This is a genomic window from Aquiflexum gelatinilyticum (genome assembly GCF_024813435.1).
In the GTDB taxonomy this organism is placed as follows: Bacteria; Bacteroidota; Bacteroidia; order Cytophagales; family Cyclobacteriaceae; genus Cognataquiflexum; species Cognataquiflexum gelatinilyticum.
The window spans coordinates 1-22,710 of the sequence record NZ_JANAEZ010000011.1; the positions used below are offsets into that span (position 1 = coordinate 1).

Consider the following 22,710-nt stretch of genomic DNA (forward strand, 5'->3'; position numbering starts at 1 on the left):
TTAAGCCCTGCAGCGCCGATGGTACTGGGGTTACACCCGGGAGAGTAGGCCGCCGCCACATTATTCAAAGCCTTTGGAGAATTCCAAAGGCTTTTTGTGTTTTATAGCCGCTCAACTTACCACTGTATTTTTCTGAACAACAAAGAAACAAAGGGGACAAAGACTTCAAAGACCGCAGTATAGTCGCCTCCACTTACGATCGCTATCTATGTTTGAAATGGAGCTTACCCTAGGTATAGATTCAATCTATAACTTTTTTTTAGTAGGATTTGCAATTCAAATAACCAAGAATTACCTTTCGTTTAACTAAATAGTCCAATTTCATCTTGATATCATCTTTGATAGAAGGAAAAAAGGATATAGTTATAAAGACCACCCAGTCCAACATTAATTGCTATACTAGACCCGGAGGAGGGAAAATAAATTATGAATTGTCACATTAAGTTTATATTCCTATCAATCCATTTATTAATTGTTCAGATTTCATTTTCGCAAAAGACTGATATAACAAAAATAAATTTTCTTTCTCAAGAACGAACACCAGAGATAATCATTGATTATTTCGATAAGGTGGCGGATGGAAATTTTGACATAAAAGTATTCAAAGACCATCCTCAAATTTATAGCGATGGAGCTAGTGATGTGCTGATGATATATAAAGAAAGTGGTACTGGTTACTTGTACATCAACCAGACTGTTGAAACTACTATGGATAGTACAGATACACGCAAGGTGGAGTACTTTCTAAACAAAGAAGTGGTGGATAATTTTAAAACCGTTAAGAAATTAATTAAACTAAAGAAAAAAGATGTATTGTTAATAGATATAGATGACAGCCAAGAATTTAGCTTTGTTAAAGTTTATATCTCTGTGAAGTAGACTTCCCCACCGCAGGAGGATGAAAGACTTCAAATACCTCAATGTAGTCACCTCCACTTACGATCGCTATCTATTTTTTTTTAAATGGAGCAGGCGATAGGTGTAGATTCAACCTACACCTTTTTGTTTAGTAGAATTTGTAATTCAAATAACCAAGAATTACCTTTCGTTTGAGCGTTTGGTTTAAATAGTCCGTCATCGCAATACAATACTTAGCTGGGATAATGATGAAGAGATTAATGTCTATTTTGATTTTTATAATCATTTCAAGTTGTAATAATAAGAGGAGTTTAAATTTTGGGGAAGATATAAATTACTTTGATGATGGTTTTATTGAACATTTTCCAAAAAAAATAAGATATCACAACTTATATCAAGCAATTTCTCAAAATATTTCAATTTCTCACCCTTATGTTTGGCTTAAATACTATCCTGATCAGACAGAACTAGATAGTATTGAAAATTCCGCAAAGGCATTATCTGTAGCAGTTTACAATTCAGAAGATAGTTGCCTCGTGGTTATTGATAAACATTTAACAGCTCAAAATTGGATTAAATATGATAAAAAAATCAGAAAACCGAGAAAAGTAGAAATTGGAGAACTAAATTGCCAAGAAGGAAAATATCCTGTCCCCAATTTTTTCAAAGAATGGATTTTTGAAACCAATTTGACTTTGACAAAACTGGAAGGGTATAAAATGTATGTGTTAGAATCCGAAAAAGGAATTTTTATGATTCCTGAGAAATTGCCAAATGGAGTATATACTCCCAAGGGTTGGGAACATGGCTATAGTAAGGGAGTTGCAATAAATAATGAAACAGGTGCTGTCATCTATTGGGCTGATATTTGGTAAAGAGATTTATTTTAGAAATATCTTTTTATACCCTTCAACTATAAAAAATTAAACTATATCCATCTGAGATTTTCCTCAGCTATGCAATCACCAACTCACCTCCACCATCACAGGAAAATGGTCTGAAGGATATTTCATACCATAATTATCGGTCAGGATTCCATGTCTGAGAACGGTGATATTTGGGCTAACAAAAATATGGTCGATGATACCTTCGGGAAGTTTTTCCCAATTGAAACCGTTGAATGTTCCCTGATTTCCGATGGAAGGTGTTTTTGAAATCAGCCTACTGTCTTTCATATCAGAATTATTAAGAACAGTCTGATACGCCGGATTGTCGGGCATGACATTGAAATCTCCCATAAACACCACAGGAAGGTTTTCTGTATTGATTTCCTTTATTTTTCTAATTACCAATTTACTGCTCTCTTCTCTCGCTTTTTGACCGATATGGTCATAATGGATATTAAATACATAGAACTTTTTGCCTTCTTTATTTTCAAATTTCACCCAAGTGCAAACCCTATTCAATGCAGCGTCCCATCCTTTTGAGGGCTTGTCCGGTGTCTCGGAAAGCCAAAAAGTGCTTTGATCCAAAATTTTTAGCTTTTCTGGATGGTAGAAAACCGCACTGAATTCCCCTTCTTTCCCACCTTTGTCCCTGCCGACACCTACATATGGATAGCCCAACCCATTTTTGATTTCTTCAAGTTGATGGTACATCCCTTCTTGGGTTCCGATGATGTCCATTTTGTGAAATTTAATTTGGTTAATCAAATGAGGCGCACGGTCCTTCCAAAGGTTACCGATATCATTGGGATTGTCAAACCGGATATTATACGTCGCAATGTTCATGTTTTGGGCTAAGGAAAAGGAAACCGGATAAGAAACTGCAATGAAAAACAATATAACAAGAGAATAAACGCGAATTGAAGAAGGTATCATGGCCTTTGTGATTTTTGATTTCTAAATTTAGCAATTAAATATAGGCCTTACCGAACCGTTAATAGAAACCATTGTTATTATCTTAAAATTAAAAAATGAAGACCATCAATCCCAAGGATGTTTCGATTGCACAATTCCACAGTTACCTGCTAGGTGCTATAGCCCCGCGTCCGATTGCATTTGCCAGTACGGTGGATAAGGAAGGCAATGTCAATTTAAGCCCATTCAGTTTTTTCAATGTTTTTGGCACCAATCCTCCCGTGCTGGTTTTTTCACCTTCCCGAAGAGTCAGGGACAATACGACTAAGCATAGCTTGGATAATGTCTTGGAAGTGCCTGAGGTAGTCATCAATATGGTCAACTTCTCTATGGTCGAACAAATGTCTTTGGCAAGTACTGAATACGAAAAAGGTGTCAATGAATTTGTGAAATCCGGGTTTTCGGAAGAATCATCCCTCTTGGTAAAACCCCCAAGAGTGAAGGAAGCTCCTGTGGCTTTCGAATGTAAAGTGCTACAAGTATTACCAATAGGTGAAGGAGGAGGATCTGCCAATCTGGTGATATGCGAAGTATTGTTGGCACATATTTCCGAAGAGGTTTTGGATGAAAACGGGCAGATTTCCCCACAGAAATTGGATGCCGTGGCCAGAATGGGAGGGGATTGGTATTGTAGGGCAAATGGGGAAGCTTTATTTGAAATCGCCAAACCAATCAGGAATAAAGGTATTGGCGTTGACAATATTCCTCCGCACATCAGGAATAGTTCCGTGTTGACCGGAAATAACCTTGGAAGATTGGGGAATTGTGAGCGACTTCCCGAACCCATCGAAATCCAACAATATTCTCAGGATGAAACGATACAGGAAATGAAATTAAGATTTAAAAATGATCCTGAAAGTTTTGATTTTCACCTTCACCAATATGCCAAAGAGGTATTGGAATCAGGGGATGTCCAAACTGCCTGGAAGATTTTGCTTCAAGAGCAAGAATAAAAAAAGGAGCGTTTAGCTCCTTTTTTTATTATCTGATAACGATGTCATACGGCATCCTGACCATCAAGCCTTCGTATTTTTTGACACTTTCTATCTGTTTGTAAATCGGATAAAAAGTTCCAAGCTGTTGTTTTTGATAGAATACCTGCACATCATTGGTAAACTCGCTTAGGAATCTTTCAAACCAAGGTCTTGTCTGAGGATAATAAACTACGCGGTAATCATCAGCAACTCCGGCTTTTTCAGCAGCAATTTTCACCGCATCATCCAGTCCACCCAACACATCCACCAAACCATTCGCCAAGGCCTGATTACCTGACCAAACTCTTCCTGATGCAACTTTCATGATTTCTTCTTTACTTCTGTTTCTCCCGTCCGCCACTCTAGTCAAAAAGATATCATATCCTTCCTCGACCTGTGCTTGGAAAATGTTTTTTTCCATTTCGGAAATCTTTCTTGTTGGGGTCAAAAAGTCTGAAAGTTCACCTGTCTTGACCACGTCTGTAGTGATTCCGAGCTTGTTGTTCAAGAGACCTTGGGCGTTGAACCACATCGCAAAAATCCCGATGGAACCTGTTATGGTATTTGGCTGTGCCACGATGGTGTCAGCGGCGGCGGCAATATAATATCCACCTGATGCGGCCACTTCACCCATAGAAGCGATGACCGGTTTTTCTTTGCTAGCCAAATCAAGCTCCCTCCAAATCACTTCAGAAGCCAAAGCAGAACCTCCGGGTGAATTTACCCTCAAAACAATTGCCTTGACGTCTTTATTCTTTCTTGCGTTTTTGATTTCTTCTTTGAATCTATCGGAAGCAATGACTCCTTCAGCTTTGCCGCTGACGATATCTCCTTCTGCTACGATTATGGCAATTCTGTTTTTGGAAGTCAGGTTTTTTGTCTTGGAAGCCCTGTTGATTCCGGTCATGTTGATGGTATTGATTTTATCTTCCTCACCCAGTCCAAGCTTTTCTTTCATCAGGTCAATCACCTGATCCTCATACCATAATCCGTCCACAAGTTTGTATTCCAAAGCATCGCTGAGCTTTCTGACCAACATCTTATTGTTGATCTCCGAAAGTGAATCCAAGGAAATACCCCTACTTTCGCTTATTTCATTCAAAGCAAAATTATTGAGGTCATTCAGAAAAGAAGCCGTCTGCATTCTGCTCGAATCACTCATTTTATCTAGAATAAATGGTTCTACCGCGCTTTTGAAATCTCCTACACGGAATACCTGCGGTTCGATTTCAAGCTTTTCAAACATTCCTTTGAAGAAAACAACTTCTGAGGCAAAGCCATTGAACTCCATCAAACCTGAGGGATTGATGTAAATTTCATCTGAAACTGAACTGAGAAAATACCCACCTTCGGTATAGTACTCCCCATAACTCACTATAAATTTTCCCGATGACTTAAAATCCTTAAGTGCATCTCTCAGTTCTTTGATTCCGGCCTGTCCGGCTGAAAATGTTCCGGCTTTGATAAAAATCCCTTTTACATTTTCATTTTCTTTTGCTGTTTCAATTGCCCTTTTTAATGAAGTAAGTCCGACTGTAGATACTCCTCCAAACACATTGAAAGATGAAAAATCAGGATCGTCCTCACTGCTTCTTTCGACTAGTTGACGTCCTTCGAGGTTCAATAAAAGTACGGTGTTTTCTTTCACATCTACATCACTTTCCGAGGAGGATGAAATGACCGCAATGATGCCGGCAAGAATAAAAAAACTCATTACCGAAAATATTAGCAAGCCAACAATGACTGCCAAAACGTTACCAAGAAATCTCATAATATTTAATTTTGATGGCTAAATTACTTCTTTTTTCTTTATGTTTATCCCAATACAAACCTTAACAGCGGAATGAATCAAGTGGTTTTTATATTAGGGGGGAATCTCGGTGACAGGTTAAGATTAATAGAGGGGAGTGTTGAATTAATGGTCTCTCATTTTGGTCCCATTACCCGCCAATCCTCCATTTTTGAAACCGCTGCCTGGGGTGGAAAATCTAACGGGAATTACCTCAATCAAGTTCTTGTGTTCAACACTTCATTTTTCCCTGAAGAGATTTTGGATGTTATTTTGGAGATAGAATTAAAAATGGGTAGAACAAGAGGAGAGAAGTGGGGTGACCGGACAATGGATATTGATATCCTTTACTTTGGCAATGAAAAATTCCAGTCCGAAAGACTTACTATTCCACATCCATTTCTACAGGAAAGAAGATTTGTTTTGGAACCATTGGCAGAGATTCTCCCTGATTTCATTCATCCCATATTAAACAAGTCCAACCGAGAACTTTTAGAGAATTGTTTGGATAAATCAAGTGTGAAGATTTACACATAATGAAGAAGCCATCCCTAATTTGGAATGGCTTCCCATTTTTTCTTTCTATTTCAATTAGTTCAATTCAGTATCTTGAGAATTCAATTAACCAATTAACCAATCCCCAACTTTAAATACTGCTGACTTCGGCTTCTTTGTGAATTTTTTTGACAAGTCCTTGGAGTACTTTTCCAGGACCGCATTCTACAAATAAAGTGGCACCGTCTGCCACCATGTTTTGAACAGATTGAGTCCATTTGACCGGTGCGGTCAGTTGGGCAATCAGGTTTTTCTTGATTTCTTCTACATTGCTTACACCTGATGTACTTACGTTTTGATAAACAGGGCAGCTTGGTTGATGAAAAGTCGTAGACTCTATGGCTTTTCGAAGTTTCTCGCCGGCAGGTTCCATCAATGGGGAATGAAATGCCCCTCCGACAGGCAAAGGCAGTGCTCTTTTAGCTCCGGCTTCTTTCATTTTTTCACAGGCTATTTCTATTCCTTTGTTCGTCCCGGAGATAACCAATTGCCCGGGACAATTGTAATTGGCAGGAACGACAATTTCCTCTTTGATCGAAGCGCAGATTTCTTCAACTTTTTCATCTTCAAGTCCCAAGATAGCGGCCATTCCGGATGGGTTGATTTCACAGGCTTCCTGCATGGCAAGTGCCCTTTGGTAAACCAATTTTAAACCATCCTCAAAGGCTAGAATTCCATTCGCCACCAAAGCGGAAAATTCACCCAAAGAGTGACCTGCCACCATATCCGGACTGAAATTAGGAGATGTTTTGGCGAGAATTACTGAATGCAAAAAGATGGCCGGCTGGGTTACTTTGGTCTGTTTCAGTTCCTCATCCGAACCTTCAAACATGATGTCAGAAATCCGGAAACCCAAGATTTCATTGGCTTTTTCGAAAAGCTTTTTAGCATCTTCATTGCTTTCATACAGGTCTTTTCCCATACCTGAAAACTGTGCGCCCTGTCCAGGAAAAACGTATGCTTTCATAATTTGCGGTTTATTTAGGTTAACAAAGGGCAAATATATCAAAAAAAAATGGCCTGAGGTTTAGGCCATTTCTTGAAAGTATCTGTTATATCCGGTTAAGAATTTACTTCCGAATGATGGAAATCTCCCAAATTATAAATTTCCATGATGTCTTTTAATATCGCTTGAAAATCAATGTTTAGGTCTATCAACTTACCCGTTTTAATATCAAAAACCCATCCATGAACCTTCAAGTCTCTTTCTTTGATTGCTTTTTGAACAGCAGCAGTTTTTATGAGATTGACACATTGTTCCTGCACGTTCAGTTCTACCAGCCTGTTGTATTTCTCATTTTCATCTTCAATGGCAGTCAATTCCTTTTTATGAATGCGGTACACATCCCTGATATTTCTTAGCCAAGGATTAAGAATCCCGAGATCTGCCGCATTCATTGCCGCTTTGACCCCACCACAGAAATAATGGCCGCAGACTACCACGTGGTTTACTCCAAGGTTATTGACAGCATAGTTCAAAACAGACATCACATTGAGGTCAATGCTGATCACCATATTTGCGATGTTCCTATGGACAAAAACCTCCCCAGGTTGAACTCCCATCAAATCCTCAGCGGTAACCCTGCTGTCAGAGCAGCCTATGTATAAAATATCCGGGTTTTGTCCTTTGGACAAATCTTCAAAATAGTTCGGGTCAATCTCAAGTTTTGAGGTGATCCAGTTTTGGTTGTTTTCAAAAACTCTGCTTATATCCATTTTTTTTAAATAATTACAATGAATGATCTTTTTCAAGATAAAAAGAAAACTTTATAGCGTCGGTTATTTTTTAACGTTTCGGTAAAATTTCAATTTGAAAATCACAAAAATTTCTCCCTTTCCATTGAATTTGGGATTCTACAGGTTTGTTTTTTACCAAACCATTTATACCTGTTTTTTGCAATCCAATCATATATCGGATCCCGAATAACCGATGGAACAATGTTAAAAACATACAAAATTGGCCAAAATCCCCCTAGGTTTTTGGTAATTTCCAGTGCTGCTTTGCTTTTATAAAATACTTCATTCCCTCTGAGCAAAATGATAGAATCAATATAACCCTCATTTATTTTATAATCTTTTAATATTGATTTGGTCGCATTATCCTGTAATGCCCCAAACTTAAAGCGGTCATTTTTGTCCCTGCGGATAACAAAATCGACGGCGCTATTGCACAAATTGCAAACGCCGTCGAAAAGAATAATGTCGAACCTATCTTGGATTCTCATCGGATGATCTGAACTGTCCCTTTGAATTTTTCCTCTTTCCTGGCAGGATCCAAAACATCATATTTGACAGTTGCAGTGTAGAAATAGGTGCCTGATGGCAATTCGTTGTTGTTTTTATCAGTACCGTCCCATCTGATGTAGATGTCATTTTCATTGGAAGAGAGGCTGTTGTAGTTGAAGACCTCAACACCCCATCTGTTGACGATAAATATTTCGACTCCCAATACGAATCTAGGACATTTGGAAAATGGATTGTCGAAGGCCATGAAAGTCTCGTTGATTCCATCTCCGTTTGGCGTAAAGGCATTTGGGAGAAAATAACTTGGGCAATTGTCTACACAGACAATGTTGCTTGGTTCGCTTTCATTTCCCGATCTATCCACCGCAGTAATATAATAGCACCCTCTGTAATTGGGAAGATCCTGAATAAGGGCATCTCTTTCAAAGGCTGAGTAGGTTCCGACCAAATCGAATTGTCCATTTTCCCCTTCTGAAGTAAAGTATAACCTAAATGCGCTCAGTTCATCATCACAGACTCCGCTAAAATCAGGTTCCCAACTGAGTTCATGCTCAAAAGTATTATTGCCACAGCCTTTGTCCGCCAAGTACTCTGTACATTCCGGACCTTCAAAGACCAACACAGGAGGACAAGGCAACCGATCATCATCAGGTCTGGCACAGATTACTTGGGATTTGTTTTCCAAAGGATATTCTATCAGATCCACATTATAGGCGCCTTTTGTGATCACGTAATAGCAATATTCTGTATCTTTTTTCAAAGTCACGCCATTATGTCTTCCATCATCGAAATAAGTAAAACCGGCAACGGTAGGATCAACTTCCGCTATCAACTCAAAGGTATTTTCATCCAAAGCATCAGGATCATTCCTGTTTCGGTATACTTCATGTTTGTATTGGGAAATAGAATTGTTCCATGGAGTATTGAATTGCCACTTCAACTCAATGGCTTCATTGATAATTACCAAATCCAATCTTACCGAAGAAGCAGAACTTGAACTGTCTATAGTGGTATTATTTTCTTTTAGGATGACCTTATAGTTATATACCAGATTTTCAGTGTTCAAACCTGTATCTGTGAATGAGGTATCTGAGGTACTGATTACCGAAACCCTATTTTGGCTTCCTGTAAAGCCATTGTTCCTCATCAACTCATAGGTGAAAGGACCCGGGAATTGGGTTCTGTCTATGTCATAAGGAGGAGTCCATTTTACGAAAATCTGACCTGATTCTGTATCAGTAGCTTCCACACTGACATTGGTGATCAGAGGGACATCGACATCAATGGTTAAACAGATTTCTTCTGATACAATACTTTCACCGGATCTTGGACTTGGGAATGCCGCGACCAACCTGTAGCAATAGGTATTACCCGGAGCAAGACCATCTCCCATATTGGTGTCCAGAAAATCGAAAGTAGCCATGTCTGTTGTCCCTACCAACTCATATCCGGATCTTATTCCTGTCTCACAGGAGTCCGGTTCATATGGATCTGAATTGATTCTTCTCCACACCTGCATGGTTTGGGCTGAGCTGCTACAAGAGTATGGTGCCCATTCCACGTTGACAGCCCTGCCTTGTTGTTGTTCGATATTTTCAAGAACAGGAGGTGGGCCAATTACTTTGATATTCCATGTTTTGATATCCACCAAGGCAGGGCCTGATCTAGGCTGATCAGTGATTCTAATCCTTACCTGATAATCTCTTTCTCTGATATGACTACAGATAGTCTGCCATTCAAAATTGATCACTCCCGGAGTAACCTGGAAAACAGATTCCGGAGTATAGGTGGCCGGCGAACTCAAAATTTCTACAGGATCTCCAAAAACCTCAATTTTGATTGGGTCCCCATCGGGGTCAGAACCTTGGATAATTTCTTCTATTTTGGTACCTGCGACCACACATATGTCATCGGGAAGAATCAATACCGGCCTGTTGTTATTGGAGTTTTCGATAATGATTTGCATATCCCTCACCACATAGCCTATGATTTGCCATTCGCCTGCGATTCTACGCCATTCATTGATCCGGAATGCCACATTATATTGTCCTGCAAGGCCCGGTGAATCCCAGACCAAGTCCCCGGTGATGGGGTCCACGGTCAAAAATGGATTTGGTGAACCATCTTCTCTATTAAAGCTGAATTCTGAGGTAGCAGGACTTCTGTAATTATTGACAGGTCTCTGGAAATTCTGTTTTGGAATGTCAAGGCTGTATGACAGGCTATCCCCATCAGGATCAAAAGCACCGGGATTATGAATAAAACGCCTATTGACAGCTCCATTATCTACTGGGGGAATAGTCAAAACAGGCGAATTGTTCACTCCAATAAAAGGATCAATGGTAATCTGGGTTTCTACATAAAAGGGAGTCTCCACCGAATTATCCATATTCAGTGTAAGGTCGTTTCTGTTGAATTCCCTAAACCAAATGGTATATTTTCCAGGCCCCTGAAATGTGTGCTCAATAACAAAGGTGTTTTTTTCGATTTGATTTCCTAAAGCTTCTACCAATTGAAAGTCACTTTCAGTATTAAGACTTACTTCTCTTCCATCTCCAAAATTGATAAAGCCAGGTCCAAATTCCACGCTTGATCTGGTATCAGTATAACCTACAACAGTGATTTTATAGGTCAATGTCTGTACCGATACCCGCTCTGCGGTGATCTCACCTGCTCGGATGTGAGTGGCATATGCCTGGGTGACAGAAAGGATTAAAATACAAAGGGAAAATAAAAATGAATATTTAAATCTCATGCAGGTAGAATTTGATCATCAAGTTATACGAAAATAAATAAATCAGGACGAAATTTTTCACTTAAATCAAACAATAAAAATAAACATATGGTTAAAGTAATGTCCTAAAAGACCAAAAATAACAGCTTAAAAAAGTCTATTTAGAATAATTTAAAATAAGTTCAATCGATTGCTATTGGATTGTTTGCTAACCTTTCCAAATGTAAATTTGGCACCGAAGTTTAAAAACCTATTTTCAATCGAACACTTAAGAAAAATCATATGAGTTGGGTATCAAAAACCTTAAGCAGCACCTTGGGCAGAAAATTACTAATGGCCCTAACTGGTTTGTTTCTAATATTATTTTTGGTTGTCCATCTGATTGGTAACCTGCAGCTATTATTGCCGGATAACGGCGAATCCTTTAATCTTTATGCTGACAGCATGGCGCATAATCCACTTATCAGGGTGGTTTCTATAGGCAACTTCGCATTTATTCTTTTGCATGTGATCTATTCAATAATACTTTCCAGACACAACAAAAATTCAAGACCTGTTGACTATGCAGTAAGTAAAGCATCAACAAGCAGTACTTGGTCTTCGAGGAATATGGGGATTCTTGGGACTGTGATCCTGATTTTCTTATTGGTTCACCTCAAAGGGTTTTATTACGAAATCAAATTCGGTGAAATGCCAATGGTGGATTATGAAGGAGTGACTTACAAAAATGTCTTTGCGATAGTTGCAGCGGCATATTCAAATGTTCTGTATGTTGTCTTTTATGTGATCGCTATGGGTTTTCTAGGCTTTCACCTTTCTCATGGTTTTTCAAGTGCCTTTCAGACTCTTGGTCTAAACCACGTGAAATATTCTCCCTTGATCCAAAAAGTAGGTTTTGGCTTTGCAATTGTAGTTCCGGCCCTATTCGCCTTGATTCCTATTATGATGTACATCCAATCGCTTTGATCGGATGTGAATTGAAATGAATGTAGAAAATTAAATCTGACCTAGATGATACTGGATTCTAAAATACCTGAAGGCCCATTGGCAGAAAAATGGACCAAACATAAATTTAACGTGAAGTTGGTCAACCCGGCCAACAAAAGGAAATATGATGTCATTGTTGTGGGGACAGGTTTGGCAGGTGCCTCGGCGGCTGCTTCTTTGGCGGAGTTGGGATACAATGTCAAAGCGTTTTGTTTCCAGGACAGTCCTAGAAGAGCGCATTCAATTGCCGCTCAGGGTGGAATCAATGCTGCCAAAAACTATCAAAATGATGGGGACTCAGTGTACAGATTGTTCTACGATACTGTCAAAGGCGGTGATTACAGGGCAAGAGAAGCCAATGTTTACAGGTTGGCTGAGGTTTCTGTAAAGATTATTGATCAATGTGTGGCTCAAGGTGTTCCATTTGCACGTGAATATGGAGGATTGCTAGCTAACCGTTCATTTGGTGGGGCACAGGTTTCCAGGACTTTTTATGCAAGAGGCCAAACTGGTCAGCAGTTGCTTTTGGGTGCTTATTCGGCATTGAGCCGTCAGGTTGCCAATGGCAAAGTGAAATTATATCCACGAACTGAAATGATGGATGTGGTGACTGTCGATGGGAAAGCAAGGGGAATCATCACCCGTAATCTGATCACAGGTGCCATCGAATCTCACTCAGCACATGCGGTTTTGCTTTGTACAGGTGGATATGGAAACGTTTTCTTCCTATCTACCAATGCAATGGGGTCAAACGTCACTGCGGCATGGAGAGCACATAAGAAAGGTGCCTTGATGGCAAACCCATGTTTCACGCAGATTCACCCGACATGTATTCCGGTTTCAGGAGATCACCAGTCCAAATTGACCTTGATGTCTGAATCCTTGAGAAACGATGGAAGAGTATGGGTGCCTGCTACTCAAGAAACAGCTGAAAAACTCAGAAAAGGCCAAATCAAAGCCGCTGACATCAAAGAGGAAGACAGAGATTATTTCTTGGAAAGAAAATATCCTTCTTTCGGTAACCTTGTGCCTAGAGATGTAGCCTCAAGAAATGCGAAATATGTCTGTGATGAAGGTAGGGGAGTAAATGAAACCGGCGAGGCTGTTTTCTTGGATTTCAGAGATGCCATCAAAAGAGATGGAAAGGATATTATCAGTGCCAAGTATGGCAACCTATTCGACATGTATCAGCAGATTACCGGAGAAAATCCCTATGAAATGCCGATGATGATTTATCCTGCCGTCCACTATACAATGGGCGGACTTTGGGTAGATTATAATCTCATGACCAATGTTCCTGGCTTGTATGCTTTGGGTGAAGCCAACTTCTCTGACCACGGAGCAAACAGATTGGGAGCATCTGCCTTGATGCAGGGGCTTGCAGATGGATATTTTGTGATTCCTTATACCATTGGGGATTATTTGGCACAAAATCCTGCCGGAAAAATCGGAACAGACCATCCTGAATTCCAAAAGGCTGAAAAGGATGTGAAAGAAAGGATCAAAAAACTCCTCAGTATAAAAGGTGAAAAGACCATTGACCATTTCCATAAGAGATTGGGAAAGATCATGTGGGATTATTGCGGAATGGCTAGAACTGAGGAAGGTCTGAAAAAGGCCAAAGCAATGATAAAAGAACTGAAAGCAGAATTTTGGTCAAACGTCAATGTACTTGGTGACAATGAAGAACTCAACCAATCGCTTGAAAAAGCACATAGAGTTGCTGACTTCATTGAATTGGGGGAACTGATGGTAGATGATGCCTTGAACAGAAATGAATCTTGTGGTGGACACTTTAGGGAAGAGTACCAGACGCCCGAAGGAGAAGCCCTTAGAGATGATGAAAACTTCGCTTATGTGGCAGCTTGGAAATATTTGGGAGAAGGTCAGGAAGAAGAATTGGTCAAAGAACCATTGATCTTCGAAAATGTAAAACTGACCCAAAGAAGTTATAAGTAAACCAGACGCATTAAACTCGTTAGAGATATGAATTTAACTTTGAAAATCTGGAGACAGAAAAACAACTCCGACAAGGGGGGATTTAAAGACTACAAATTGGGAGGAATATCTAAGGATATGTCCTTTTTGGAAATGCTTGATGTACTCAATGAAGAACTATCCGCAAAAGGAGAAGATCCGGTACATTTTGACCATGATTGTAGAGAAGGTATCTGTGGCATGTGCTCGCTGTATATCAATGGCAAGCCACATGGCCCTCAGCAAACCACCACTTGCCAACTTCACATGCGTTCTTTCAGTGACGGGGAGACCATCACCATCGAACCATGGAGAGCAAAGGCTTTTCCTGTTTTGAAGGATTTGGTTACTGACAGGTCTGCCTTTGATAGGATCATACAGGCAGGTGGGTATGTTTCGGTGAATACCGGTGGTGTTCCTGATGCCAACGAAATCCCGATTCCTAAAACTATTGCTGATATGGCAATGGATGCCGCTCAATGTATAGGTTGTGGTGCTTGCGTAGCTGCCTGCAAAAATGCCTCTGCCATGTTGTTTACTTCTGCCAAAGTTTCTCAGTTGGCTTTGTTGCCACAAGGACAGGTAGAAAGAAAAACAAGAGCGGAAAAAATGGTTGCACAGATGGATGCCGAGGGATTTGGTGCTTGTACCAATACCGGTGCCTGTGAAGCTGAATGCCCAAAAGGAATCAGTATTACCAATATCGCCCGAATGAACAGAGAATATTTCTCTGCTGTAGTAAGCAGTCAAAACGTTTAATTCCAAAAATAATAGAACAAAAAAAGCCGGCTTGTCCGGCTTTTTTTTTTGCATTTTTCTTTCCTAACATCGGTGAAATTATATGAATTCTTTCTTTTGGACTAAATTAATTATTCGTATCTTTGAAAAATGAATTTAAATAGATTTTTTATTAGATATTAAGGAAAGGAAAGAATGCATTACATTGACCTCGGCATTTTTGTCGGGTACATGTTACTGATGCTTGGAGTAGGGTATTATTTCATGCATCAAAACAAAAATCAAGACGATTATTTTGTAGGAGGAAGAAACATCGGAAGCTGGCATATCGGCCTTTCGGTAGTGGCTACTGATGTGGGTGGAGGATTTTCGGTTGGACTGGGCGGACTTGGGTTTGTCATGGGAATATCTGGAAGCTGGATGTTGTTTACCGGTTTATTAGGAGCTTGGCTTGCAGGTGTATTTTTAATTCCACGAATCAAACAGGACAAGGCTTTTTCAGGTTTTTATACCTTTCCTCAGATTTTTGAGCATTTATTTTCCAAGAAAGTCGGACTAGTAGCTGCATTCATTTCCCTGATTGGGTATTTGGGTTTTACCTCATCACAGCTGCTTGCCGGGGCAAAACTAGCCTCAGGTACATTTGTAGACCTTTCTCTCACCCAATCACTTATTTTCATGGGAGCTATCGCAGTCATTTACACTGTCTTGGGAGGCCTTAAGGCTGTAATTTACACAGACACTATCCAATGGATTATCCTTATGTTGGGGTTTATTTTCATCGGATTACCGACTGCTTATTTTCATGTCGGCGGATGGGAAGTTATCCAAGCAACTTTGCCACCTGAATTTTTTAGGTTGGATAATCTGAGTTGGCAGGACTTTGCAAATTGGGGAATCACAATTCTGCCTATTTGGTTTATTGGAATGACACTTTATCAACGGATTTTTGCGAGTCGGGATGTCAAATCTGCCCGAAAAGCTTGGTTCATCGCAGGACTTTTCGAATGGCCAATAATGGCTTTCATGGGAGTTGCTTTAGGATTGCTATCAAGAGTTGCCTTTGAACAGGGCTTGTTATTTGTGAGTACGGAAATGATGGATCCTGAAATGGGAATTCCGATTTTACTCCGTACCATTCTTCCACCCGGAATATTGGGATTGATGATGGCTGCTTATTTTTCAGCGGTGCTGTCTACCGCAGATTCCTGTCTGATGGCAGCTTCAGGTAACCTTACGACCGATATTTTTGGTAAATGGATGAAGTTTAAAAATGAAAAAATTCAGATGAGATACAGTCAGCTGTTTACTTTAATTCTTGGGATTTTGGCATTGATTATTTCCCTTCAGATGACCAATGTTTTGGAATTGATGTTACATAGTTATGCTTTTATGGTATCAGGGCTATTTGTTCCCATTATTTTTGGTTTGTTTACCAAAAATAGAAACCCCAATGCAGCATTAGCCTCAATGATCTCAGGCGGTATCGTAACACTAATCTTAGGTATATTCAAAATTCAACTTCCTTTGGATCTTGATGCCAACTTCTATGGAATTATCACGGCTTTGGTGACCTATTTGATTGTCTCTCAATTAAGAAAACCAACTAACCAAATCAAATCAAAAACTTATGCTTAAAATCGAAATCCTTTCCACATTTGACCAAGCCACTTATTTGCAGAAAAAAGAAATTGCTGATTTTCTTTTTGTCCAATTGGAGCAATACGGTGATCCTATTGATCAGATTTTAAAATGTTTGGATTACGCTTTGGATCAAGCCGGGGATAAAGGCGGATTTGTGGTTATGGCAAGAGATTCAGGTCAAATTGTGGGTGCGGTTGTGGTAAACAAAACCGGCATGTCAGGTTACATCCCCGAAAATATCCTCGTCTATATTGCGGTAGATGCCTCACAGCGAGGAAAAGGGGTTGGGAAGACTTTGATGAAAACCGTTATCGATTTAGCACATGGAGATATTGCACTGCATGTAGAACCAGATAATCCAGCCAAAAAACTCTATGAAAAACTTGGGTTTTCAAATAAGTATTTAGAAATGAGGTTAAAAAAATAAGATGGCATTTTTGACATTAAACAGAACCAAACTTCAAGAAAATTTCACTTACCTCAATGAAACCTTTGAAGAGAACAACATCTCTTGGGGAGTTGTATCCAAATTGCTTTGCGGTAACCGGAGTTTTCTAAAGGAACTTATTGATCTTGGGGTAAATGAAGTACATGATTCTCGGATCAGTAATCTTGCGAAAGTCAAAGAAATTTCCTCAGATATTCAGACTGTTTACATCAAACCTGTTTCAAAAAGGAATATTCCTAAAATGGTCAAATATGCGGATGTGAGCTTGAACAGTGAACTGAATACCATCAGGTGGATTTCAGCGGAAGCAAAAAGCCAATCAAAAAACCATAAAATCATCATTATGGTCGAGACAGGTGACTTGCGTGAAGGAGTTATCGGCGATCATATTGTTGATTTCTACGAACAGATTTTTGAGTTACCCAATATTGAAATCATTGGACTTGGGACTAACCTGAACTGCCTCAATGGTGTAATGCCCTCTTCTGATAAACTGATTCAACTTTCCCTTTATAAACAGATTATTGAATTGAAATTTAATAAAAGGATTCCTTGGGTCTCAGCCGGAACCTCGGTTACCATACCCATGATCAAAACACATCAGTTACCTAAAGGCATCAATCATTTTAGAATTGGGGAGACACTTTATTTTGGCGTGGATCTTTTTGAAGAGAAAATAATCCCAGGCATGCACGGCGATGTATTTGAACTCAATGCGGAAATTATCGAAATGCAAGAAAAATCCTTGTTGCCAACCGGAACATTGGCAGCGAATCCACAGGGTGAAATCGTGGAAATAGACGAAAGACTATATGGAAAGACTTCTTTCAGAGCAATTTTAGACATAGGATTGCTGGATATAGATCCTAAATACCTCATTGCCAAAGATAACGAATTTGAAATTTTAGGGGCAAGTTCAGATATGCTTATCCTCAATCTAGGTAAGAATCCAAAGGGATATAAAGTTGGCGACCTGATCAAATTCAACCTTAAATATATGGGAGCTTTAGGGATAATGAACTCAAGTTATGTGGATAAGGTGATCATAGCCTAACATAAGTACTAATTACTTTTTAATGGTTTTGGGGTTTCTTTGGCATGGTATTGGCAAATTTCTCTAAACCAACTAATATTTAGACCTATGAAAAAAATCACTTTAATTTTCGCTTTTGCAGCATTGATTTCCCTTCAAAGTCAAGCCCAAGATACCGACAAAAATGGAGGTTTTGGATTGAGAGGCGGCGCAAGTTTCTTCAATTTTGGAGGAGATGATGCATCAGGTAATGATTATTCAAACAGAATAGGTTACCATTTTGGATTATACCATTCTTTATTTATTGGAAACTCTTTTGCAATAGAACCCGGCTTATTTTATTCTGTCAAAGGGACTCAAAATGATGATTTCGCAAATTCCAGGGCTATTCTCAAATATGTCGATGTTCCTGTTCTATTTAGATTTTACCTCAGTGAGGGCCTCAATATATTTGCAGGACCGCAATTATCATTCCTTACATCCTCAAAATTTGAAGGGGATTTATTCGGATCTACTGTCAGTTTTGATACCGAATCGGTAAGCAATTCTGATTTCGGTGTTTTGGTGGGATTGGGTTATAACCTTCCAAAAGGTCTGAATCTACAAGCTTCTTACAATTACGGACTGAGTCCAGTCTTCAAAAACAGCAATGTAGATGTGTATAACAGAGGTTTCCAAGTTTCCTTGGGTGTAACCTTCTAAAGAAGTTATTTCAATCAATATTTCCGCACCCCCTCTTTATTTAGAAGGGGTGTTTTTCTTTTTTAATATTCATCATTGATTTCTATCCAATAGCCATCCGGGTCTTGAACATAAATCTGCTTGATGCCATCCGGTCTGATATTTATTTTGTTTTTGTTTCCGGGCCAATCTTCAAATTCTACCTTTTGTTTTTTAAGATTTGATATGATCAAATCCATATCAGCAACGCTAAAGCAGATGTGGTTGATTTTATTGATCGTGACAGGCTCCCAAGGCGCTTCAATGAGGTGGAGGGAAAGGTTGTTTCCAATATTTAACCATGTATGTAATCCGTCTTTAAACGGTTCTTCGATTTCAGGAAATTGAAATATGTTTTTATAAAAATCAGTACTTCTCTTTAATTCTTTTACATAGATTGCGATGTGCGTGATTTTTGTTTGTTGGGCCATAAGATTTGGTGAGATAATGGTCATTAGGAAAAACAACATTGCAATAGCCGGCTTTTTCATAGGAGTTTGGGTTTTATTGATTTGAATTTACTTTTTTTGAAAATTATCCTCGCTCGGGTAAAGCAGAATGGAATTCAAAAAAAATGGGGCTTAAAAGCCCCATTTTAAAGTTAATTTTCGTTATTCCAATTCATTGGTTTTTTCTTTGGATGTGAAGGCAAGTTTTTCTGCTTCTTCAAATAGTCCCAAAGCTTGGAGATAGACCTCATTGATGTCATTGATTACCATATAAAAGGCATTGTCATCATATATTTGCCTTCCCATGTGGGCCTTTAGAAGGATTTTGAGATAATTTTTTGACTTGTTAAAATCCTTTTCATCAAATTTGACTTTATTTCTTTCACCGACCTTAACCAATGTCTGCAACATCTCTTCTGATACTTGGTATTTTTTGTAGTAGTCTTCGAAACTCATGCCATCAAACTTTTTCTTGTTTTTATCTAGGTAGTCTAAAATGAATTCTCTCGCGGAATCTGAATTAAATAACCTGTTGACATAAGCACTTGCCATTGTAGTATCAAGTGGAACAAAGAAGTCAGGCATAATGCCACCTCCACCATATACAGACCTGCCTGAAACGGTCTCATACCTCAAACTGTCATTGAATTTGATACTGTCAGCTGAGAAAAATTCTCCATGCTCAAATCTGTTTGAAAAATCCCTACTGTAATCTTCATCAGTTCCATAGGGTTTTTGGATTGAACGTCCTGAAGGGGTATAATACCTTGCGATGGTAAGTCTTAATTCTGCTCCATCAGAAAGGTCAATCGGCATTTGTACCAATCCTTTTCCAAAAGATCTTCTTCCTACAATCAATCCTCTGTCATTGTCCTGCAGCGCACCTGCGACAATTTCTGATGCAGAAGCACTTCCTTCATTGATCAAAACGATCACAGATCCATCCTCAAACAAGCCAGGTTTGACAGCGTATGCCTTTTGGTTGTACCTGTTTAACTTTCCTTTTTGTGAAACTATCAGTGAGTTGGAATTTAGGATTTCGTCTGCAATATTGATAGCGGCCCCCATATATCCTCCAGGGTTGTTTTGAAGATCAAGGATGAGTTTTTTCATTCCCCTTTCTTTCAGTTCACTGACGGATTTTTTGAATTCCTCATGGGTGGTTGCCCCAAACCTCGTTACCTTGATATAGCCAACCTCATCATTTACCATATAGGTTGCGTTGATGCTATATTGTGGGATTTTATCCCTGATGATATCATATGGGATCAGGTCCTTCTGATTTTTTCTTTTGATTTCCACTTTTACTGTGCTGCCCCTAGGACCTCTCAATAAATCAAAAACATCACGGTTGGTAATGCCCGTACCTGCTACAGTTTTGCCATCTACATTGATGATTTGGTCACCTGATTGGATGCCAAGTTTTTCGGAAGGACCTCCTGTCAGTGGCGCTACCACATAAATAGTGTCCCTGATAATTCCGAACTCCACACCGATGCCATCAAATTCCCCATCTAACTCGGATTTGGCCAAGGTAGCATCCCTAGCAGGTATGTAGGTAGAGTGGGGATCAAGCTTTTCCAGCATCTTTTCAATCCCAAATTCAACAAGTTCATTGGTGTTGACACTGTCAACATAATCCCTGTTGATATAAGTGATTATCTCCTGCAGCTTATAAATGGCTGCTTTGAGGTCATTTGTATCACTCTTTGGTTCTGCAAATGTGGCTCCTATCCAGATGCCTGCAGAAATGGCTAAAGCCAATATCAAGGGCAATCTAATCTGTTGTTTTGTGTTTTTGATTTCGCTCACGATATCCTCCTGTTAATAAATTCTTGTTGTTATTGGGTATTGAAATTTAGCCAAATAAATCTTTAAACTGAAATTTGGAGCATTTCGTTTAGATAAATGCAATAAATTCAATTTTGGTGAATAGTCTAAGCGTAATTGGTTAAAATACCTTAATTTTGTAAACATGTTTGATTCCAAAGATATCGAAAAAAGCCCTATCAAAGAACTCGTTTCCGAGAATTATGTCTTTGCTGCGGTACTTCATTATTTTGGGATCAGTTTTTTTCAGTATGAGCACAATTCTCTTTTTGAGGTCTGCAAAAAATTTAAGATCAATTCCCAACAACTGATTGATGAGCTCGAATCTTGGGCAAAGATTAAAGAGCCTACTTCTGAGGAACTCTACCTACATCCGATTGAAGTTCTGGTTTCTTACCTTAAAAGGAAGCACTATTTCTTTGTGAGGCAGGAATTGCCTTTTTTATCCAATATGATTTCGGGGATTAAGGTAGAAGAAGCCTACAATGGGATTTTGGGAGACTTGAGGATCATGTTTCCTCTTTTTGTGGATGATTTTATTCATCACATCCATGAGGAAGAAAGCAAGTTGTTCAATAGAATTAAATTATTGCACCAAATTGAAGCCGATGAATACCGGCTCAATGATGCCTTATTGATTTTGGAGAAAAGTCCCGTTTCATTGTTCTCTGAAGCCCATGATGCTCATGACGATGAAATGGAAGGCATAAGAAAACTCACAAAAGGATATTTTTTGCCTGAAGATGCGCCCATTAGCATGAAAGTATTGTACAACGAGCTCCAGGTTTTTGAAAAAGAATTGAGTGTTCATGCGCAAATTGAGGACCACTTGCTTTTTCCAAAGGCCATTGAGTTGGAAAAAGAAGTGCTAAGAAAAATCAAAAAGAAAATCCGTAACAACTGATGGGCAGAATTTTAGCCATTGATTTTGGAACCAAAAGAACAGGTATCGCAGTTACAGATCCACTCAAGATGCTCGCCAATCCTCTTGAGATGGTTGAAACGCAAAAACTCATTGATTTTCTGACCTCCTATTTTAAAAAAGAAGAAGTAGAAACCATTGTCTTGGGTTTTCCTAAGCATCTTGATGGCAATCCAAATGAAATGACACCCAAAGTCATCAGTTTGAAAGAAAGACTTTCAAAACTGTTTCCCGACAAGAAACTTGTTCTTGTGGATGAGCGTTTCACCTCCAAAATGGCCATGCAGAGCATGATTGCAATGGGAAGCAAGAAAAAAGACAGAATAGAAAAAACAGGCAATCTCGATAAAGTTAGCGCTGCTATTATCCTCCAATCTTACTTAGAACAAATATGATTTACCCAATAGTTGCCTTTGGAAACCCAATCCTTAAAAAAGAGGCGGAAGAAATTCATGAAGGTGAAAACATCAATGAATTGATCCAGGATATGTTCAACACAATGGACAATGCCAGCGGAGTAGGATTGGCTGCTCCCCAAATCAATAAAGGAATCAGACTTTTTGTGATTGACAGCACCTTGATGCTTGATGAAAAAGACGAGGAAAAAGGTATCAGAAGGGTTTTTATCAATCCCATCATTTTGGACGAATATGGAGATAATTATAGCTTTGAAGAAGGTTGCCTTAGCATCCCTGATATCAGGGCGGAAATTATACGGCCTGAAAAACTCACTTTGGAATATTTTGATGAGAATTGGAACCTAAAGGAAGAAGAATTTTCAGGTATGACAGCAAGGGTAATCCAACATGAATACGACCATCTTGAGGGAATTCTTTTTATCGATTACCTCAAAGGCCTCAAAAAAAGAATGGTCCAAAGCAAGCTAGTAGACATCAGCAAAGGGAAAGTGCCCACTGATTACAGAATGGTTTACCCACTAAAATAATTC

General features: G+C 39.1%; 22 protein-coding genes. 14 read left to right on the forward strand and 8 right to left on the reverse strand.

Annotation, left to right across the window (positions count from 1 at the left end):
- The first annotated feature begins 426 nt into the window (after positions 1-426).
- Both NK987_RS19020 and NK987_RS19025 read left to right on the forward strand, forming a co-directional pair.
- Positions 427-879 carry a hypothetical protein gene (locus tag NK987_RS19020; RefSeq protein ID WP_258424451.1) on the forward strand — a complete coding sequence of 151 codons (453 nt, stop codon included), beginning with the start codon at positions 427-429 and terminating at the stop codon, positions 877-879.
- Between the two features lie 224 nt (positions 880-1,103).
- Positions 1,104-1,733 carry a hypothetical protein gene (locus tag NK987_RS19025; RefSeq protein ID WP_259265149.1) on the forward strand — a complete coding sequence of 210 codons (630 nt, stop codon included), beginning with the start codon at positions 1,104-1,106 and terminating at the stop codon, positions 1,731-1,733.
- Between the two features lie 87 nt (positions 1,734-1,820).
- Here NK987_RS19025 and NK987_RS19030 read toward each other — a convergent pair whose 3' ends face one another.
- Positions 1,821-2,678 (reverse strand): endonuclease/exonuclease/phosphatase family protein, encoded by an 858-nt coding sequence (locus tag NK987_RS19030; protein WP_259265150.1) that lies wholly within the window; start codon positions 2,676-2,678, stop codon positions 1,821-1,823.
- Between the two features lie 95 nt (positions 2,679-2,773).
- On the opposite strand from NK987_RS19030, the gene NK987_RS19035 reads away from it, so the two are divergent.
- Complete coding sequence (locus NK987_RS19035; protein ID WP_259265151.1) at positions 2,774-3,670, forward strand: flavin reductase family protein; 897 nt, start codon at positions 2,774-2,776, stop codon at positions 3,668-3,670.
- A 28-nt stretch (positions 3,671-3,698) separates the two neighbouring features.
- Here NK987_RS19035 and sppA read toward each other — a convergent pair whose 3' ends face one another.
- Positions 3,699-5,462, reverse strand: a complete 1,764-nt coding sequence (sppA, locus tag NK987_RS19040; RefSeq protein WP_259265152.1) for a signal peptide peptidase SppA — start codon at positions 5,460-5,462, stop codon at positions 3,699-3,701.
- Between the two features lie 72 nt (positions 5,463-5,534).
- Here sppA and folK point away from each other — a divergent pair, with 72 nt between their 5' ends.
- Entirely contained in the window at positions 5,535-6,017 is a 483-nt protein-coding gene (gene folK, locus NK987_RS19045) for a 2-amino-4-hydroxy-6-hydroxymethyldihydropteridine diphosphokinase (protein WP_259265153.1), read from the forward strand.
- Positions 6,018-6,126: 109 nt separating this feature from the next.
- On the opposite strand, the gene fabD is transcribed toward folK, so the two are convergent.
- The 4 genes from fabD to NK987_RS19065 all read right to left on the reverse strand — a co-directional run bounded on the left by fabD (position 6,127) and on the right by NK987_RS19065 (position 11,034).
- Positions 6,127-7,002, reverse strand: coding sequence for an ACP S-malonyltransferase (gene fabD / locus NK987_RS19050; RefSeq protein ID WP_259265154.1), 876 nt, complete (start codon positions 7,000-7,002; stop codon positions 6,127-6,129).
- Between the two features lie 95 nt (positions 7,003-7,097).
- Positions 7,098-7,751: a carbonic anhydrase gene (locus NK987_RS19055; protein WP_258424443.1), complete on the reverse strand. Its 654-nt coding sequence runs from the start codon at positions 7,749-7,751 to the stop codon at positions 7,098-7,100.
- Between the two features lie 101 nt (positions 7,752-7,852).
- Positions 7,853-8,260 (reverse strand): thiol-disulfide oxidoreductase DCC family protein, encoded by a 408-nt coding sequence (locus NK987_RS19060; RefSeq protein ID WP_259265155.1) that lies wholly within the window; start codon positions 8,258-8,260, stop codon positions 7,853-7,855.
- Positions 8,257-11,034, reverse strand: a complete 2,778-nt coding sequence (locus NK987_RS19065) for a T9SS type B sorting domain-containing protein (RefSeq protein ID WP_259265156.1) — start codon at positions 11,032-11,034, stop codon at positions 8,257-8,259. The genes NK987_RS19060 and NK987_RS19065 overlap by 4 nt, the downstream gene beginning before the upstream one ends.
- A gap of 261 nt (positions 11,035-11,295) precedes the next feature.
- Between NK987_RS19065 and NK987_RS19070 the strand changes: the two genes are divergently transcribed.
- The 7 genes from NK987_RS19070 to NK987_RS19100 all read left to right on the forward strand — a co-directional run bounded on the left by NK987_RS19070 (position 11,296) and on the right by NK987_RS19100 (position 18,542).
- Positions 11,296-11,979: a succinate dehydrogenase cytochrome b subunit gene (locus NK987_RS19070; protein ID WP_259265157.1), complete on the forward strand. Its 684-nt coding sequence runs from the start codon at positions 11,296-11,298 to the stop codon at positions 11,977-11,979.
- Positions 11,980-12,024: 45 nt separating this feature from the next.
- Entirely contained in the window at positions 12,025-13,959 is a 1,935-nt protein-coding gene (locus NK987_RS19075; protein ID WP_259265158.1) for a fumarate reductase/succinate dehydrogenase flavoprotein subunit, read from the forward strand.
- A 27-nt stretch (positions 13,960-13,986) separates the two neighbouring features.
- Positions 13,987-14,736, forward strand: a complete 750-nt coding sequence (locus tag NK987_RS19080) for a succinate dehydrogenase/fumarate reductase iron-sulfur subunit (protein ID WP_258424438.1) — start codon at positions 13,987-13,989, stop codon at positions 14,734-14,736.
- Between the two features lie 174 nt (positions 14,737-14,910).
- Positions 14,911-16,353: a sodium:solute symporter family protein gene (locus tag NK987_RS19085; RefSeq protein ID WP_258424437.1), complete on the forward strand. Its 1,443-nt coding sequence runs from the start codon at positions 14,911-14,913 to the stop codon at positions 16,351-16,353.
- A complete protein-coding gene (locus NK987_RS19090) occupies positions 16,346-16,786 on the forward strand; it encodes a GNAT family N-acetyltransferase (protein ID WP_259265159.1) in 441 nt (146 codons plus the stop codon). Before NK987_RS19085 ends, NK987_RS19090 begins: the two co-directional genes overlap by 8 nt.
- 1 nt (position 16,787) lies before the next feature.
- The gene (locus NK987_RS19095; RefSeq protein WP_259265160.1) at positions 16,788-17,861 is read left to right on the forward strand and encodes an alanine/ornithine racemase family PLP-dependent enzyme; all 1,074 of its coding nucleotides are present in this window, start codon (positions 16,788-16,790) and stop codon (positions 17,859-17,861) included.
- Positions 17,862-17,948: 87 nt separating this feature from the next.
- Positions 17,949-18,542, forward strand: a complete 594-nt coding sequence (locus NK987_RS19100; RefSeq protein ID WP_259265161.1) for a porin family protein — start codon at positions 17,949-17,951, stop codon at positions 18,540-18,542.
- 62 nt (positions 18,543-18,604) lie between these two features.
- Here NK987_RS19100 and NK987_RS19105 read toward each other — a convergent pair whose 3' ends face one another.
- Both NK987_RS19105 and NK987_RS19110 read right to left on the reverse strand, forming a co-directional pair.
- On the reverse strand, positions 18,605-19,051 hold the full coding sequence (locus NK987_RS19105) for a VOC family protein (protein WP_259265162.1): 447 nt from the start codon (positions 19,049-19,051) through the stop codon (positions 18,605-18,607).
- A gap of 120 nt (positions 19,052-19,171) precedes the next feature.
- Positions 19,172-20,821, reverse strand: coding sequence for a S41 family peptidase (locus NK987_RS19110; RefSeq protein WP_259265163.1), 1,650 nt, complete (start codon positions 20,819-20,821; stop codon positions 19,172-19,174).
- A 163-nt stretch (positions 20,822-20,984) separates the two neighbouring features.
- On the opposite strand from NK987_RS19110, the gene NK987_RS19115 reads away from it, so the two are divergent.
- From NK987_RS19115 to def, 3 genes are read left to right on the forward strand one after another with little or no spacing between them, the layout of a single operon-like run.
- Positions 20,985-21,743 carry a hemerythrin HHE cation-binding protein gene (locus tag NK987_RS19115; protein WP_259265164.1) on the forward strand — a complete coding sequence of 253 codons (759 nt, stop codon included), beginning with the start codon at positions 20,985-20,987 and terminating at the stop codon, positions 21,741-21,743.
- Positions 21,743-22,156, forward strand: a complete 414-nt coding sequence (gene ruvX / locus NK987_RS19120) for a Holliday junction resolvase RuvX (RefSeq protein WP_259265165.1) — start codon at positions 21,743-21,745, stop codon at positions 22,154-22,156. The genes NK987_RS19115 and ruvX overlap by 1 nt, the downstream gene beginning before the upstream one ends.
- Positions 22,153-22,707: a peptide deformylase gene (gene def, locus NK987_RS19125; protein ID WP_258424429.1), complete on the forward strand. Its 555-nt coding sequence runs from the start codon at positions 22,153-22,155 to the stop codon at positions 22,705-22,707. The genes ruvX and def overlap by 4 nt, the downstream gene beginning before the upstream one ends.
- Positions 22,708-22,710: the final 3 nt, after the last annotated feature.

Bases quoted from the DNA above. Each gene is read 5' to 3' on its own strand.
- fabD (WP_259265154.1), bottom strand. From the start codon at position 7,002: ATGAAAGCATACGTTTTTCCTGGACAGGGCGCACAGTTTTCAGGTATG.
- NK987_RS19075 (WP_259265158.1), top strand. From the start codon at position 12,025: ATGATACTGGATTCTAAAATACCTGAAGGCCCATTGGCAGAAAAATGG.
- NK987_RS19080 (WP_258424438.1), top strand. From the start codon at position 13,987: ATGAATTTAACTTTGAAAATCTGGAGACAGAAAAACAACTCCGACAAG.
- NK987_RS19100 (WP_259265161.1), top strand. From the start codon at position 17,949: ATGAAAAAAATCACTTTAATTTTCGCTTTTGCAGCATTGATTTCCCTT.
- ruvX (WP_259265165.1), top strand. From the start codon at position 21,743: ATGGGCAGAATTTTAGCCATTGATTTTGGAACCAAAAGAACAGGTATC.
- NK987_RS19030 (WP_259265150.1), bottom strand. From the start codon at position 2,678: ATGATACCTTCTTCAATTCGCGTTTATTCTCTTGTTATATTGTTTTTC.
- NK987_RS19060 (WP_259265155.1), bottom strand. From the start codon at position 8,260: ATGAGAATCCAAGATAGGTTCGACATTATTCTTTTCGACGGCGTTTGC.
- NK987_RS19095 (WP_259265160.1), top strand. From the start codon at position 16,788: ATGGCATTTTTGACATTAAACAGAACCAAACTTCAAGAAAATTTCACT.
- def (WP_258424429.1), top strand. From the start codon at position 22,153: ATGATTTACCCAATAGTTGCCTTTGGAAACCCAATCCTTAAAAAAGAG.
- NK987_RS19090 (WP_259265159.1), top strand. From the start codon at position 16,346: ATGCTTAAAATCGAAATCCTTTCCACATTTGACCAAGCCACTTATTTG.
- NK987_RS19105 (WP_259265162.1), bottom strand. From the start codon at position 19,051: ATGAAAAAGCCGGCTATTGCAATGTTGTTTTTCCTAATGACCATTATC.
- folK (WP_259265153.1), top strand. From the start codon at position 5,535: ATGAATCAAGTGGTTTTTATATTAGGGGGGAATCTCGGTGACAGGTTA.
- NK987_RS19055 (WP_258424443.1), bottom strand. From the start codon at position 7,751: ATGGATATAAGCAGAGTTTTTGAAAACAACCAAAACTGGATCACCTCA.
- NK987_RS19065 (WP_259265156.1), bottom strand. From the start codon at position 11,034: ATGAGATTTAAATATTCATTTTTATTTTCCCTTTGTATTTTAATCCTT.
- NK987_RS19020 (WP_258424451.1), top strand. From the start codon at position 427: ATGAATTGTCACATTAAGTTTATATTCCTATCAATCCATTTATTAATT.
- NK987_RS19085 (WP_258424437.1), top strand. From the start codon at position 14,911: ATGCATTACATTGACCTCGGCATTTTTGTCGGGTACATGTTACTGATG.
- NK987_RS19070 (WP_259265157.1), top strand. From the start codon at position 11,296: ATGAGTTGGGTATCAAAAACCTTAAGCAGCACCTTGGGCAGAAAATTA.
- sppA (WP_259265152.1), bottom strand. From the start codon at position 5,462: ATGAGATTTCTTGGTAACGTTTTGGCAGTCATTGTTGGCTTGCTAATA.
- NK987_RS19115 (WP_259265164.1), top strand. From the start codon at position 20,985: ATGTTTGATTCCAAAGATATCGAAAAAAGCCCTATCAAAGAACTCGTT.
- NK987_RS19035 (WP_259265151.1), top strand. From the start codon at position 2,774: ATGAAGACCATCAATCCCAAGGATGTTTCGATTGCACAATTCCACAGT.
- NK987_RS19025 (WP_259265149.1), top strand. From the start codon at position 1,104: ATGATGAAGAGATTAATGTCTATTTTGATTTTTATAATCATTTCAAGT.